The 15,077-nt window shown below is 69.5% G+C and carries 13 protein-coding genes; all 13 read right to left on the bottom strand.

Annotation, left to right across the window (positions count from 1 at the left end; all coding sequences use genetic code 11):
- Nucleotides 1–18: 18 nt before the first annotated feature.
- The gene (locus tag CJ179_RS13200) at nt 19–1,221 is read right to left on the bottom strand and encodes a glycerate kinase (protein ID WP_095861833.1); all 1,203 of its coding nucleotides are present in this window, start codon (nt 1,219–1,221) and stop codon (nt 19–21) included.
- Between the two features lie 119 nt (nt 1,222–1,340).
- A complete protein-coding gene (locus CJ179_RS13195) occupies nt 1,341–2,483 on the bottom strand; it encodes a sugar diacid recognition domain-containing protein (RefSeq protein ID WP_095861832.1) in 1,143 nt (380 codons plus the stop codon).
- Between the two features lie 109 nt (nt 2,484–2,592).
- A complete protein-coding gene (locus CJ179_RS13190) occupies nt 2,593–3,849 on the bottom strand; it encodes an ATP-grasp domain-containing protein (RefSeq protein WP_095861831.1) in 1,257 nt (418 codons plus the stop codon).
- Nucleotides 3,846–5,165 carry an MFS transporter gene (locus CJ179_RS13185; RefSeq protein WP_095861830.1) on the bottom strand — a complete coding sequence of 440 codons (1,320 nt, stop codon included), beginning with the start codon at nt 5,163–5,165 and terminating at the stop codon, nt 3,846–3,848. Before CJ179_RS13185 ends, CJ179_RS13190 begins: the two co-directional genes overlap by 4 nt.
- Entirely contained in the window at nt 5,162–5,911 is a 750-nt protein-coding gene (locus CJ179_RS13180; RefSeq protein WP_095861829.1) for a hypothetical protein, read from the bottom strand. Before CJ179_RS13180 ends, CJ179_RS13185 begins: the two co-directional genes overlap by 4 nt.
- Nucleotides 5,908–6,828, bottom strand: a complete 921-nt coding sequence (locus CJ179_RS13175; protein ID WP_095861828.1) for a branched-chain amino acid transaminase — start codon at nt 6,826–6,828, stop codon at nt 5,908–5,910. Before CJ179_RS13175 ends, CJ179_RS13180 begins: the two co-directional genes overlap by 4 nt.
- Nucleotides 6,819–8,084, bottom strand: coding sequence for a GNAT family N-acetyltransferase (locus tag CJ179_RS13170; RefSeq protein ID WP_095861827.1), 1,266 nt, complete (start codon nt 8,082–8,084; stop codon nt 6,819–6,821). The genes CJ179_RS13175 and CJ179_RS13170 overlap by 10 nt, the downstream gene beginning before the upstream one ends.
- Nucleotides 8,081–9,307, bottom strand: coding sequence for an acetyl-CoA carboxylase biotin carboxylase subunit family protein (locus CJ179_RS13165; protein WP_095861826.1), 1,227 nt, complete (start codon nt 9,305–9,307; stop codon nt 8,081–8,083). Before CJ179_RS13165 ends, CJ179_RS13170 begins: the two co-directional genes overlap by 4 nt.
- On the bottom strand, nt 9,304–10,383 hold the full coding sequence (locus tag CJ179_RS13160) for an Ldh family oxidoreductase (protein ID WP_095861825.1): 1,080 nt from the start codon (nt 10,381–10,383) through the stop codon (nt 9,304–9,306). Before CJ179_RS13160 ends, CJ179_RS13165 begins: the two co-directional genes overlap by 4 nt.
- Nucleotides 10,380–11,870, bottom strand: a complete 1,491-nt coding sequence (locus CJ179_RS13155) for a GNAT family N-acetyltransferase (protein WP_095861824.1) — start codon at nt 11,868–11,870, stop codon at nt 10,380–10,382. Before CJ179_RS13155 ends, CJ179_RS13160 begins: the two co-directional genes overlap by 4 nt.
- Nucleotides 11,867–13,189: a KamA family radical SAM protein gene (locus CJ179_RS13150; RefSeq protein WP_095861823.1), complete on the bottom strand. Its 1,323-nt coding sequence runs from the start codon at nt 13,187–13,189 to the stop codon at nt 11,867–11,869. The genes CJ179_RS13155 and CJ179_RS13150 overlap by 4 nt, the downstream gene beginning before the upstream one ends.
- Nucleotides 13,186–14,196 carry a diiron oxygenase gene (locus CJ179_RS13145; RefSeq protein ID WP_095861822.1) on the bottom strand — a complete coding sequence of 337 codons (1,011 nt, stop codon included), beginning with the start codon at nt 14,194–14,196 and terminating at the stop codon, nt 13,186–13,188. The genes CJ179_RS13150 and CJ179_RS13145 overlap by 4 nt, the downstream gene beginning before the upstream one ends.
- Complete coding sequence (locus CJ179_RS13140) at nt 14,193–14,903, bottom strand: TauD/TfdA family dioxygenase (protein WP_244163706.1); 711 nt, start codon at nt 14,901–14,903, stop codon at nt 14,193–14,195. Before CJ179_RS13140 ends, CJ179_RS13145 begins: the two co-directional genes overlap by 4 nt.
- Nucleotides 14,904–15,077 lie beyond the last annotated feature (174 nt).

The following is a 15,077-nucleotide window of genomic DNA, read 5'->3' as shown; positions in this document are numbered from 1 at the left end:
TGTGACTCGACAGGTTCCTCACGACGGACTATCCGCGGTCGCCCGCGGATGCGTCGGCGTCGACGCGGGGCGGCTCCACTGACTGTCGATCAGTCCGACGACCTGAGCGGTTGCCTCCCGAAGGAGTTCGGCGGTGTTGTCGAGCAATTCGCAGAGTTCCGCCGGTCCACGGGCGATGGAGAACGCCGCCGAGATCCGGGCAGCGCGAATCTCGGCTGCGGACAAGCGAACCGTGCCGGCGATCACGACCACGGGGCACTCCGGCGGCGTCTGACGAACGACGCCCTGCACTACCTTCCCCTGCAGCGACTGCGCGTCGAACGCCCCCTCCCCCGTGATCACCAGGTCTGCGTCGGCGCACAGTGACCGCAGCCCCACCGTTTCCGAGACGAGGTCGCTCCCGGGCACCAGTTCCGCGGCGAGGATTGCGCTCAGGCAGGCCGACATGCCGCCGGCCGCTCCCGCTCCGCGCAGGGTCAGAACGTCGGCCCCGTACGCAGTGCGGAGAGCGATCGCCAACTGTCCCAGTCCGGAATCCAATTCGCGGACCTGGTCGGCCGTCGCACCCTTCTGCGGCCCGAATACCGCGGCCGCCCCGTTCTCCCCGCAGAGGGGATTGTCGACGTCGGTCGCGACGCGCCAGCGCACCGACCGTGCACGGGGGTGCAGTTGCGACTCGTCGATGACAGCGATGTCACCGAGCCCCGCACCGCCGGGTGCCACGTCGCGACCGTCTACGCCGAGGAATCGGACACCGAGTGCGCGGAGCATCCCGGTGCCCCCGTCGGTAGTTGCGCTGCCGCCGATGCATAGAAGGATCTCGTCGACACCGTCTTCCAATGCGCTGACTGCGATTTCGCCGACGCCGAAGGTATCCGCCCGCAACGGTGACGGTGGAACGTCCGCCACGTGCGGCAGACCGTTCGCTTCCGCGGCCTCGATGATCGCGACCCTGCCGTCGTTCGACAGTCCGTAGCGGGCGGTCCGTTCGCGTCCGAGGGCATCGTGCGCGTGGATCACCCGGGGCTCGGCATTGCCCGCCGAGAGGAAGGTCTGCAACGTGCCCTCGCCGCCGTCCGCGAGGGGGCATTGCACGATCCGGACGTCGGCGCCGAGCGCCACGCGGACACCGGCGGCCATCGCGGCTGCGACGTCAACGGCGGAGAGGCTCCCCTTGAACGAGTCGGGAGCGAGGACAACGGTAGGTGTGCGCTTTCGCATGAATAGAGCGTAGGTCTCCCAAGTCCGGCATCATATGTCCATTCCGCACAGATTTTCACCCAATTTGGACGGCCATATATGTGCATATTGTCGGCCACTCTGGCGCGCTCGGCGGCGCTTCACGCTCCGCGGTACGGATCCTCCAGCGCCGCAGCCGCGAGGAGTGCCAGCCGCATGGCGACGGCGTGGTCGAAAGTGCGCAGGTTCAGTCCGGTCACGTGCTGGATCCGATCGAGTCGCTGGACCAGCGTGTTGCGGTGCACCTCGAGGGCAGTCGCCGTCGCCGCGATCGACAGATCGTGGTCGAGGAAGGCGCGAGCGGTCTCGCGCAGGGTCGCGGACAGCGGTGTCAGGACGCGCTCCACGGTGTCGTGGGAAATATCCAGGGACTGCTGTGCGACAGCTGTTTCGGGCACCAATGCGGAGAGTTCTATCTCCTCCCCCGCGGGCAGCAGGTGCACCCGGGGCAGGAGTAGGCCCAGCCGGGCAGCGTCCACGGACAATTCGTGAGACGAGGCAGCATGCCTGCCGGTGACGAGGCGGACGTCGCCGGTGCGCAGCCGCTGCCGGCTCGCGGCGAGGGTGCGGTCTGTCACCGAACCGCTCAGAACCCACACCGCGCCCTGCAATTCGGCCGCAACCACACCGGAGACCCCCTGGATCCGTCGAAGCAGGGCCACCGATGTGGATGAGGGAAGGGACGACGATCCGCTGCCGGAAGCGGGGACGACCGCGGTGATGTTCCACGGCGGGGTCATCGGTGAACCGATGTGGCGTAACGCTTCCAGCAGGCCGTTCTCGGTGACGGTTCCGTTCACCAGGCCGAGGAGCAGTTCACGCACGGCCGCTTCCCGCCACCGCGAACTGTCCCGGTGCTGTTCATTTCGCAGCAACAGTTCCACGGTGAGCGCGAGGACGTTGCACACCGACTCGACCTCCGCGGGGTCACCGGTGACCCCGACGGCTCCGACGATCCGCCCATCGAGCGTCAGAGGAATGTTGATCCCGGCCCTGACATCCGCCGACTGCTCGTCGGCGTCCACGAGAACTCGCCGGCCGTCCCGGATGGCCTCGAGTGCACCGGCGTGCACCGTTCCGATACGCGCCCCGTCGACCGACCCGATGATCCGGCCATTGCGGTCCATCAGATTGATGTTGTAGTCGAGGCGAGGGCTCACCTCGTCCACCACACGCTGAGCGAGTTCGCCGGTGAACACGTACGCGAATTCGTCCTCGTCGCCGTCCCGCACCGCCCAGGTCATGCAGCAAGACTAGACGTCAGCGGTCGCAGCGGCGGAACAATCCCAACCCGGCCCGGCCCGTTGCCGGCACGGACAGGTCGGTGATCCCGTGGTGCTCGGCGGACGCCGATCACACCGTGACCGTGCTCGCGGCGGCCACGCGCACCTGAAACCCGAGTCGCGCGACGGCTTCCCGGGCGGAATCGAGCGCCCGATCGGCGGTGTTCCCGACCGCGCGCGCGTACGCGACCCGGGAATCGGACGATTCCAGGCCGGTGACCGCGTCGCCCGGCCGGACCAGGAGTTGGACGTCAGTGACGCCCTCGACTTTCCGGGCGTCGTCGAATCCGCTGACGTCGGTGACGACACCCGCGACGGGCACTGCGGCGAACCAGATCGCGGAACAGCGGGCCGGCCGCTCCTCGGCGAGAGCGGCCCTGATCCCTGGGAGGACCTTCTCCCCGACGGTCTGCCGCACGACGCACTCGGCCAGGTCCACGCCGGTGGCGTCGAATGCCAGGGACGGAATCTCGTCGCCACCCATCCGCACATGGGTTTCGATCACCCGGGGCCCGGCCGGAGTGAGCACGACCTCGGTGTGGGTGGCACCGAACTCCACCCCGACGGCGTCGAGCACCCTCGTGACATACGTATGGATCGATTCTTCCTGCGCCGTGGAGAGGTCGGCGGGGGCCACGTGCCCGAGCTCGACAAAGTTCGCCGGATCGGAGAACTTGCGGGTGACGGCCACGACCTGGTGTTCGCCGCATTCCGAGAAGGCCTCCACGCTGAATTGCGGGCCCTCGTGGAACTGCTCCACGAGCACCCCGCTGGTGGTCAGGCCGTCGAAATCGCCCCCGGCGCGCGCGAACGCCGCAGCCAGTGCGCCCTCCTCCCGAACCACGGCCACCCCGGCACTGCCCGCGCCACACACCGGTTTGACGACGCACGGGAGCCCGTGTTCGAACACGAAGGCGCGCAACGCATCCACGTCGGCGACGACGGCGGAGGCGGTTCCGTCGACGCCGGACTCGCGAAGCGCGGCCCGCATGGCGTTCTTGTCGTGGACCGACGCCACGGTGCGGCGCGAGTGAATGGACAGGCCGAGGGCCTCCCCGATCGCGGCGCAGCGGTCCTGGTCGCGTTCGCCGAACGTGGCGATCCGGGTGAACGGATGCTGTGCGTGCGCGGCCGCGGCCAGCGCGATCCACTCCTCGTCCGGGGCGTCGTGCCGCACGGCGATGACCCGCGCATGCTCGGTCAGACGGCGAAGCTTGGCGACGAATTCCAGTCGGCAGATCACCGAGGTCTGTGTGCCGGGCAGGGCGTCACGGACCCGGCCCGGGAGGTCGCGGCCGCTGCCGACGACGAGGACGTGTTCGGTCATTTCTTCACCTCGAGTGTCGAGAAGGGAGACAGGGCAGAAAGGTCGCCGGCCGGGAGTGCCCTCGTCCGTGCGCGTTCCGCGAGACTGCGATGCGCCGCCGTCCGGGAGACCACCGCCGCGGCCCCGAACGTCCCGGCCAGGACGGGCCAGGCCAGGAGCCCGGCCGGCAACAGGACCACGACCAGGATGGTGGGGCCGAGGACCTTCTGGCCCGTCATGCCGAGGCTGAACGCGCCGAGGTAGCGGGCGACGGCGGGCGGCGGGGACAGTTCGGCGGACAGTTCCCAGGCGGCCACGGAGTGGATGTTCTCGGCGATCGAGAGTGCCACCACCGCAACGACAACGGCGACGATCGCCAACGTGGTGGCGGCCATCTGGCCGACGGCGAGTGCACCGCAGCAGAAGGCCATCAGTGCCCCGGTCCACGTCAGGAGTCGCACCGCCGCGGCCGTACCCTCGGCGAACCGGGCGACGTAGACCTGCAGGACCACCGTCAGCACGGTGTTGGCCGCCATGAGCACGGGCACCCAGGCGATCGGCACCGACGTGTACTCGATGACCCAGATCGGGAGCAGAACGATCAGCACGGTGTCGTACAGCGACAGGACGCCGTTGCCGACCGTGAAGACCATGAACCACCAGTCGCGGAACGGCGAGCGCACCGCGGTTCCGGCCGGCTCGGGACCGACGGGGAGAGCCTTGCGTTGTACGACCGTTCCTGTCCTCCGGAGCACGAGCCGGACGGCGAACGCGATGACCACGAAGGAGATTCCGTTGCCCAGGAACAGCGCCGTGAACGCGGCGGGTGTGCCGGTCACGAAGACGACGCCCGCCAGCAGGAACCCCACGGTGAGACCCACGTTCCGGATGGCGCGGATGGTGGCCATCGTCCGGGTCCGGTCGCGGCCGCCGATCACCGCCGTCACGACGGCCTGCTGGATCGGGCTGCTCGCCCGGTCTGCCGCGGTGAGCAGCACGGTGAGCACGAGGTAGCCGGTGAAGTCGGATACGAGCGCGAAGCATCCGTAGCCGAGGCCGCGCAGCAACAGCAGGGCCACGTAGAACCGGCCCGGCCCCACCCGGTCCGCCAGCCTGCCCAGCGGCACCGGGGCGAGGAGCGCGAGCGCACCCGCTGTCGTGGTGGCCAGGGCGATCTGGTTCGCGGTGAGACCGACCACGCCGATGAAGTACAGCGCGAAGGACGCGAAGAACATCCCGGTGCCCAGCGAGTCGATGCCGGCGCCGACGGCCAGCGTGCGACCGGCCGGGCTGTCGGGAAGCAGGGCCTCACCCAGCCGCCGCAGGCGGGCGTTCACGGGAGTGTCCCCGGCGTCACGAATGCCTGCACGAGATCGGCCGACCGCTGCACGTGGGTGGCGGTCGCCGCCTCAGGGGCAGGCCCGCGCAGGTGGTTCCAGGCGTACCGGCGGGCCGCGTTGACGAGGAGGTCGGTGGCCGGGGACGACTCGGCTGCAGCGGACTGCGCGACCAGCGCCGCCGCGGTGAGGAGTCGGCTCATCCGGTCGACGAGCACCCACCCGGCGGCCGCGACGGTCGCGGGGTCTGCCCCCACCCATTCGTGACGGGTGGTGCTCAGGGCGCCGAGCGCGTCGTCCACCATCTGCCAGGCCGCGAGCAACCTTCCCTCGGGAGCCACTCCGAGAAGCTCCCTGGACCGCTGGGCGGCCGCGTCGAAGTGTTCGCGAATCGTCAGCAGTTCCAACGCATGGGTGGTCAGGGCCCAGCAGTCGGCCCGGGCGGTGCCGCTCCCGTCGGCGCGGGCGGTGTCCGCGGCAAGCGAGTAGGCGATGCACCGCCGGGCCACTCTCCGGGCGCGGCCGTGCGACGGCTCCGGCAGGGCGAACCAGGCCCGGGCGGCCATCACGTCGACCACCCGGTCGGCAATCTCCTCGCGACGAGCATTCGCCCACGCGCTGCCGTCGAGCGGGTCTGCCTTACTCGCGAATCCGGTGACGGCGCCCTCCAGGATGCCGAGGCCGTCGGCATCCCAGACCGCCGCGACCTGATCGGGCGCGGCCGAGGGCAGTGAACGTGTGCTCATGCGTACTCCAGCCAGTGACGGTAGGTGGGCTCGCGCCCGCGGACCACGTCGTGAAAGACGTCGCGCAATTGCTTGGTGATCGGGCCGCACCCGCCTGCCGCGACAGGGCGGTCGTCCACCGATGCCACGGGGACGACTTCGGCGGCCGTGCCGGTGAGAAACGCCTCGTCGGCGACGTAGAGCTCACTGCGGGTCAGACTCTGCTCCCGGACCGTGATCCCCAGGTCACGGGCGAGCGTGATCACAGTGTCGCGGGTGAGACCGGGCAGGATGTTGTCGCCGACCGGCGGGGTGATCAGCTCACCGTCGCGGACGGCGAAGATGTTCGCGGCGGACGCTTCGGCCACGTGCCCGGTGGAGGTGAGCATCAGTGCGTCGTCGTATCCGGCGCGCAGCGCCCCGACCTTGGCCAGAGCCGAATTGACGTACGCACCTGTTGCTTTGGCGAGGGGTGGGACCGAGTGGACCCCATTGCGTTGCCAGCTGCTGACGACGAGTCGGCAGCCCTCCTGGTCCGCGGTTTCGCCGAGGTACGAACCCCACGGCCACGCCGCGACGGCCACGCGAGCCGTGTCCAGCGCGGGCGCGACACCCATCGAGCCGTAGCCGAGGTAGACGATCGGTCGCAGATAGCCGGAGTCCAGGCCGGTGCGGCGCAGCAGTTCGAGTGAGATCTCGGTGAGTTCGTCCACCGACCACCCGGGGTCCAGCAGATATACCCGTGCCGAGTCGTGCAGCCGGCGCAGGTGGTCGCGCAGCCGGAACACGGCCGGACCGCGGTCGGTCGCGTAGGCCCGGATGCCCTCGTAGACACCCCATCCGTAGTGCAGACTCGGTGTCAGCACGTGGACCTGCGCCTGGTCCCAGGCAACGAATTCACCGTCCATCCAGACGGTACCGGTCGGGATCAGTTCCATTGTTCTGCTTTCGGTTCGGTGGCGGCGGGCCGCCGGGACGGGACGGGGACTGCCGGTGCGCCGACCAGGTCCAGCCGCCGCTCGATGCTGCGCGACTGCAGCGTCAGAGCCTCTCGATACTTGTCGGCGCCTTCTCCGCGGAAGGCGAACCAGCCCCAGCGGGGTCGTAGTCGGCAGCCGCGGGCGATCTTGGCCTCGTAGGCGGCGAGGCCGTAGTGGACGCGACGGATGCCGTGCTCCACCGCCCACCGCGCCGTCTCGTGGTAGGTCAGTGTCAGGTAGCAGCCACGAACGCCCGGGGCGAATCCGGCTGTCCTGGCGAACAACGTGTCGCGGGTGCGGAGGTAGAGGACGAAACCCACGAGCCGACCGTCGAGTTCGGCGCCCAACACCACGCAGGAATCGCCCAATTCTTCACGGACGGCGTCGAAATCGCGTCGCACCCGGTCTTCTCCGCCGGGCAGTCCGTATTTGGCCCGGTGCGCGACCTGGAGGGCGACAACCTCGTCGTCGATCGCCGTGGGACCGCAGCGGACCACTGTGCGCAGGCCGGCCTCGGTGTAGTCCGCGACCTCCTTGCGGAGCCGGCCGCGACGCCGCTTGCTCAGGCTCGCGACGTACTCCGCCCAATTGTGGCCGCTCAGGTCCTGCACACCCTCGGCGCCCAGCAGGGCCGACGTGTACCCGGCGCGGGACGCGGAACCGTCCACGTCCTCGACCTCCACTCCTCCGATGTACAGCAATGCCACACTGCGGCAGCCGAGTTCGTCACCAGCCTGATGGAGCAGGTCGGGCAGGGCCGCCATGACCGCGCGGCGCTGATCGTGCGAACGGCCGGGGGCGTGCGCGACCCCGTGATGGTTTCCGAACGTCGCGAGCGCCACCGACGGGTATTGATCCTCGCGGGCGGCCGGCAACGCCTCGGTCAGTTCGGCCCAGCGCAGCCGATCGGGGTGATCGAGCAACTCCGGTTCGGCCATCGGCCCTGCGGTTCCCGCCAGCCGGGGCGGGTCGTAGAAGAGCAGGCCCCCGGGTCGCGCCGTGAACAGCAGCGGCGCGATCGCGACGGTCCGGCCGTCCGCACGGACCTCGAGGTAACGCACCTCGTGCAGGTCGGTGCGTTCGGTGAACCGCCACCACCGCGCGTCCTCCCAGATGATTTCCGGGTCGGCGATGCCCGCGAAGTCGGCGGCGGTCGGGCGGGCGCCGCGGGGCAGGACGTGGCCGGTGAACCCGTCGACCTCGGTGGCGGTCATGCCGCGTCCTCGCTTTCGACACGGTCCCAGGCGAATCCAGCACTCACCTGGTCCGCGGTGTCGATCAGCCGGTGTCCCAGTGCGGTGAAATCGGGGTCGGTCACCACCCAGTAGGCGAGGAAGTCCGCCGACTTGCGCTCGTGATACCGGGCGGGGGTCCAGTCGTCCCCGATGTGAGTGTTGAGCGTGAAGTCGTGCACGCCCGGCGGTGCGTCCGGCAGTCGCGATACCCGGCCCTGGCGCGGCGGCACGCCGTAGAACGCTGCGTGCGGGGTGGTCGCCACCCGGTCCCGGACAGCGTCCAGGTCGGTCGGCAGCCCGCATTCCACCCGCGCCCAGAGGTGCCGGGGGTCGATGCCCAGGACGTGGCGGAGCATCGTCGGTATCGGCCCGCCTGCGATCCGTGCGGCCACTTCGCAGAGCACGATGTCGCCGCCGGCGGTGACGAAGAACTCGGCGTGCACGCAGACGGTGGGCGGCGAGGCGAGTGCGTCGACGAGCCGCCAGGTCTCGTCCACGAGGCGCGCACAGACCGGGTCGGTGGTGTCGACCGACCGGGAGCCGAACGGGGCGTCGGTCCAGTGTTCGAGGCACCCTTGGCCGGTGTAGCGGGAGGCGATGGCGGCCACTGGGTCTCCGGCCACGCGGAATGCGTCCACATGGTGTACGACGCCGTCGACGAACTCCTCGACCTCGTACGGTGTGGCCGCGACGATGTCGGCGAGTCCGGTTGCCTGCGTCGGCGAATCGAGTACGTACACGCCGGTCGAGCCGGATCCGCTGCGCGGTTTGACGACGACGCGGCCCGCGTTGCGCCCCATGAACTCGACGATGTCTGCTGGGTGGCGCACCGGCGCGAAGGCCGGGACGGCAATTCCCGCAGCCTGCGCCAATTCCTTCATCAGGATCTTGTCCCGGTAGGCGCCCGCCGTGGCGGTATCCAGACCGGGCAGACCGAGTTCGCCCCGCAGTCGGGCGGCCCGCTCCACGTCGACCTCGGCCAGGGCGAAGACCGCGGTCGGCCGGTGCCGCGCGGCGAGTTCCCGAGCGGCACCCAGCACGGCATCGACGTCGGAGTAGTCGGCGACCGTGACGATCTCGGCGAACCCCTCACCCGGATCCGTTCCCGCGGCGCAGACCGCCACCAGCCGGTCGCGCTCCTCTGGCAGCCACTGGGCGAAGGGCAGCCCGGCCGCGCGTGGGCTGATCAGTACGAGAATCATCGAGACGCTTCCTTCCTGGTGACGGAAATTCCGTCGAAAGTTGTTTCCAGCGCGGCGAAGACCTCCGCGGTCGGGGCGTCCAGCGGTATCCCCCGCACCCTCCGTTCGCGCTCGTGGGCGCGTTGCGGGTCGCCCGGTGCCACCACCGGCGTCCCGGTGGCGGGCGTTGCCCCGCGGACGGTGCCGAGCAGGTCTGCCAGCCCGGCCGCGAATTGCTCATGGCCGCTGAATGCTCCGGGGGCGAGGGCGAGGACGAAATGGCCGACTCCTCGGCTGCGACCGGGGGTTCCCTCACCGACTTGCTCGAGATGCCAGTCGGGCGGCGACCCGGTCAGCACGGCCCCCAGCAGGGTGACTGCCATCGCCAGGCCCTGCCCCTTGTATCCGCCGAGGGGCGACAGGGCGTACGCCTCGTCGGGTTCCGCGGTGGGCCGCCCGTCGCAATCGGTGGCCCAGCCGCTGTTCAGTGGTCGGCCCTCGGCCCGGCGGTGCTTGACCTCACCGAAACACACCTGGCTGGTGGCCATGTCGAGGGCGAGCCCGTCGTCCCCCGTTCCCGCGGCCACGCTGATCGGGTTGGTGCCGAACAGCGGCTCGATGCCACCGAACGGAGCGACCCGGGAGGCGGCGGACGTGACTGCGATACCGATCATCCCCTGCCCGGCCAGGTGCCGGGTGTACACCGAGGCCGCGCCGAAGTGGTTGGAATTGCGCACACCCACCGCCGCGACGCCGAAAGCCTTCGCCCGGTCGGCCGCCAGGCGGGCGGCGGCGAGTCCGGCGAGCACGCCGAGTGCGCCGTCCGCATCCAGCAGCAGTCCGGCCCCGCGGTCCCGGACCACGGTCGGGCACGCCGCGGCATTCGCGACACCGGTGGCGAGTTCGTCCAGGTATTGCGGCAGCAACCGCAACCCGTGAGTGTCGATGCCACGCAGGGAGGTGTCGACGAGCGCGTCGGCCACCAGATCGGCGTCGTCCTCCGGCACTCCCGCCTCGACGAGTGCGATCGAGGCGAGCCAGCGGGCCTCCTGCTCGTCGAGCAGCGAGCCGGTGTCCGATTGTGTCCGGCGAATCATGAAGCACTCCAATGCATGAAGACGTGTGGGCCGATGCCCGGGATGTCGAACTCCGGACCCAGAATCCGGAAGCCCTGCTTGACGTAGAAGCCGGCGGCGGTCGTGCGGGCGTTGCACCAGACCTGGTCGGCGCCGGCCAGCGCGGCGTCGGTGAGAACGGTGCGCAGCAGTGTGGTCCCCGCACCGGTGCCGCGGACCTCCTCGAGGGTGGCCATCCCGCGGAGGCGCCAACCCCGGCCGGGGAGAAGACCGGGCACGGCGTGCCTTTCGGGTGGATCCTCGTGGTACAGCGAGGCCACGCCGACCGCGCGCCCCGCGACGAGCGTCGCGAAGTGCCGGCTGCCGACGTGCGCGTCCTCGGGGTAGGCGCAGGTCTCGGCCGGTTGACCCGGCCGGAGCACCGCGTGGCGGATCGGTCGCACGTCGGCGGCCGGCACCGGCCGCACCCGCCAGCCGTGGGCGGCCGGATCGGGGAGATAGCCGGAACCGGGACGATCCGGGAGGGTGACGCGGCCGGCGCCGTCGAGTGCCAGTCCGTGGCCGGTGTTCACCGCGAGAAGGTCGACGGCGTCGACGTCCAGGCGGTCGGCCAATCCGCCGAGATGGGCCGTCGCCGACACCCCGGCCGCCGACTCGGGCATGCAGCCGAGCATGGTGATCAGGCCGCGTTCACGGGCCCGGCGCAGCAGAGCGAGCGACGGGGTGATGCCCCCGGCCTTCATCGGTTTGACGTTGATGCCGTCGAACGCGTCGGTGCAGGCGTCCAGGTCCCGCGGCGACGCGATACTCTCGTCCGCGATCACCGGGATCGGGCTGCGCTCCTTCAGGATCCGGGCGTCCCGCCACGCCGAGCGCGGAAACGGCTGCTCGATCAACTGCACACCGAGTTCCTGCAGACCGGGCAGCACGGGGAGCAGTCGGGACAACTCCCAGCCGCAGTTGCCGTCCACGTAGAACGGTGCGTTCGTATGGCAGCGCAGTTCCTTGACGACGGTGAGATCGCCCGGATCCGCGAGCTTGATCTTGTACGCCGACCATCCCGGCCGCTCGCGGAGTTTGCGGACCATCACGTCGGTCTCGTCGAGCCCGATACTGAAGCTGGAGCGCAACTCCCGCGGACATTCCAGGCCGAGAGCCTGCCACAGCGGCACACCGAGCAGCCGTGCCCGCAGATCGTGCACCGCGGTGTCGAGGGCTGCGAGGACGAACGGCGAATCGGGCAGCGCGGCGGACAGCGCCCGCCACACCGCGACCGGGTCGTCGGGACCCAGATCGATCAATAGTGGCGCGATTCGCCGCAGATCTGCGTGCATCCGGTCCAGACCCGAGTTGTAGTGGTCGGTCATGAACGCGGAGGCCTCGCCGAACCCGGCGAGACCGTCCTGCTCCACCTCGACCACCAGTCCCCGCTGCACCGGAATCGCCTCTCTGGCGGAACGCCACAGATGCCGTTGCGTCAAACTGATCTCGTGCGCGGTGACCTTCACGCGCTGCCCCCGACACCGAAGAATTCGCGGTCGCGCGGGCCGTGGGGGCGGAGGTCGTCCCACCACTGTGCGTACTCGTCGTACTTCGCGAAGAAAGGCTTGCCGACCAGGTTCGGTCGGCGTGCCTGCAGGAACCGCAGTGCGAACGCGCGTCCGCCGTCGAGATCCACGACGCCGTCGACCACGACCTTCCCCGGCGACGCCGACATCACCGGGCCCCGCGCGGTCCGCCCGAGTCCGGAGACCCGTTGCAGCGCTTCGCGGTAGATGTCGACCGCTCGCGCCAGCGGCAGACCGAAATACGGTCGCGCACCGGTGTCCCGCTCGACGAACATGTAGTACGGCACGACCCGGTTGCGGACCTGCGCCTGCCAGAGGTCGGCCCACGCGCGCGGGTCGTCGTTGACGTGACGCACCACGGGAGCTTGTGCGCGCAGCACCGCGCCGGTCGACGCCAGCCGGGACAACGCCTCCTGTGCGGCATCGGTCTGCAGTTCCGCGACGTGCGACAGGTGCAGCATCATCGCGACGTGCTTGCCTGCGGCGGTCAGTCGCTCGAGCAACCGCAGCAGGTCGTCGGCTTCCGGTCCGGCCAACAGCCGGTACGGCCAGAACGAGACGGCCTTCGTGCCGATCCGGATCGTGTCGACGTGTTCCCGCCCCGGTTCGAGCAGCGGCTCCAGATACGAGGCCAGCAATTCGGTCCGCATGACCAGTGGGTCACCCCCGGTCACGAGCACGTCGGTAATCCCGGGGTGCAGGTCGAGGTACCGGGTCATCGCCTCCGGGCCGGACATGGCCATCTTCAGATCCGGGGTGTCCACGAACTGGGCCCAGCGAAAGCAGTATCCGCAGTAGCTGTGGCAGGTCTGCCCCTGGCGGGGGAACACCAGCAGTGTCTCGGCGTACTTGTGCTGCATGCCCGAACCGTCGATGTCGTCGTGCCGGGGAACGTTCATGCTCAGCTGGTCCCCGGGGTGCGGGTTCAGTGCGGCCCGGACCGTGTCGACCGCCTGCCGGACGGCGCTCCGATCGCCCAGCACCACGGCCTGCTCGATCAGGTCGAAGTGCGCGGTCTCGAGCATGTCGCGGTGCGGGAAGGTCAGCCGGTAGATCGGGTCGTCCGGCGCGCGGTCCCAGTCGATCAACTCGTCGACCACGTAGCTGCTCACCTTGAACGGCAGTACCTGGGACACCACGTGGGCCTCGTGCCCCAGGATCGGGTCGCCGGTTCGCTCGGCGACGAGCTTGTGGAGCCGGGCGCCGCTGATCGATCGCGGCGCGAGGGCCGTGCGGGTGTCGAGATCGAGCACGGTCATTTGTCCGTCACCGCCACACCCCAGTCGAAGTCGACGTCGCCCAGGACATTCATGTCCGACATCAGCGAATACAGACCGCTGTAGTCGCGCACGAGCCGCGAACCGGATTTCTCGGCCCGCACGTCGGCGAGCATCTTCTCCCAACCGGTGACCTTCTCGATCCGGAAGATCGCCTCCCACGTCGAGTAGTCCGTGGCGACGAACGCGTCCAGCCCGGCGACGAGCATGTCCAGGAAGAAGCGGCGCTTGTCGGGGTCCAGCACGTCGTACACCAGCTTCGCCATCTCGTCGGAAATGGATGCGTGACAGTACTCGTCCCGGTTGTGCAGCTTTGCGGTGGTGGAGTTGACCACCTGGATGTCGTGATCGTCGGACAGCAGATCGAGATACGCGTTGATCGAGATCTCGGACACCGTGGCGAAGGCCAGCGTCGTCAGGCTGCGCTGCCAGCGTTCGGCGGCATGGGCGCGCAGCCGGCGGTGTGTCCGCGACGTGTGCGATTCGGGTAAGGCGCTGTCGGGGAACGGGTTTCCCCGTTTTCGTCTGGTCAGCGCGCTCGCGTTGATGTGCATGAGGGTGTGGTATTGCTCGTCGACCATTGCCTGGGCGAGGGCGATATCCATGTCCTGGCCGCCGAGACCGGGGAACTCCCCGTCCATGACGAGCGCGAACGCAGGGTTGGCGACGCGTTGCTCGGCGAGCACCGTGTGCCGGTTGTACGCGATCCAGGCCCAGCTCAGCAGCCGCGACCGCAGCGCGTCGGGCATCGCCCGCCACGTCGGATGGTCACGGAACGGCACGATTTTCTCGGGGTAGTCGGCCCGGCCTGCGTCGAACAGCTCGTCGAGGTCGGGCTCGTCGCGCTTCACCGTCGACCGTCGGTGCCAGTTGCCGGCGAGGCGGCTGATGACGGCGTTCTCCGCTTCGTCGGCGGGATCGAACGACGGCAGTCCGGGGAGATGGACCAGCCCCTCGGCGTCGGAGCACTGCAGGTCGTCGATGATCATGCGCGAGTCCGGTCGCCGGCCCAGAAACGGGTGAGGTGACGGGCGCGGTCGGCGTACTCCGAGCGCGCGTGCAGCATGCGCTGGTTGTCCCAGATGAGCAGCGCATTCTCGGGGATCAGCACGCGGGTGCGCAGCTCGTGGAACAGGTCGCTGACGCGATGCGCCAATCGGCGACCGGCCCGGCCGAGCGGCAGCCGCGAATCGTCGACGTCGGAGTCCCGGTGCGGGTCGTAATCGGCGGCGGTCAACAGGTTGTAACTGAACCGGAGCGCGGCGCGGCCGGTGTCGTCCGAGCCGAGCATCGTGGTGCGTACACCGCCGCCCGGGCCGGGGAACGTCAGTTCGGCATCTGTCAGCAGAGCGACCTCGGCGGGTTCCAGGGCGTCGACGAGTCGCCGGACGTCGAGCAGATCGGTGTGGCCGCCGCCGCAGCGCGCCTGCCGGTGGCAGTACAGCGCCAGGTATGCGGGGCTGGGATCCCAGCCCGGGGCCTCGGTGTGCGCCAGAATCGTGTTCGCGCTCTGCGAGTACGCCCGATGATCGTTGCCCGGGCGGTACGTTACCTCGTGCGTGAGCAGCCCGTTGTATTGCGGGACCAGATCACCAAGGGAACCAACCACTTCCAACGCCGCGAGACGACCTGGCACGTCCCGTACGACGACGTAGCCGTCCTCCTCCAGCCGGTACCGGTCGATACGGCCCTCCATCGTTTCCACACTCGGTTGCGCAAAAGCGACATGACAATTCGGCGACATCCATTCCTCCATTCCGAAGATACGACTGGGATACGTGCCCGTGATGCCGGTCGATCGAGACCGGGAGCGTCGTGATCGGTTTCAAGAATGTGGTCGTGCCGCCACCCACGCCAGTCACCCTAGGGG

Origin of the sequence: Rhodococcus sp. ACS1 (assembly GCF_002300155.1) — a bacterium.
Lineage (GTDB): Bacteria > Actinomycetota > Actinomycetes > Mycobacteriales > Mycobacteriaceae > Rhodococcus_F > Rhodococcus_F koreensis.
The sequence above is the reverse complement of the archived record's forward strand: the minus strand, read 5'-3'. Positions and strand labels throughout refer to the sequence as shown.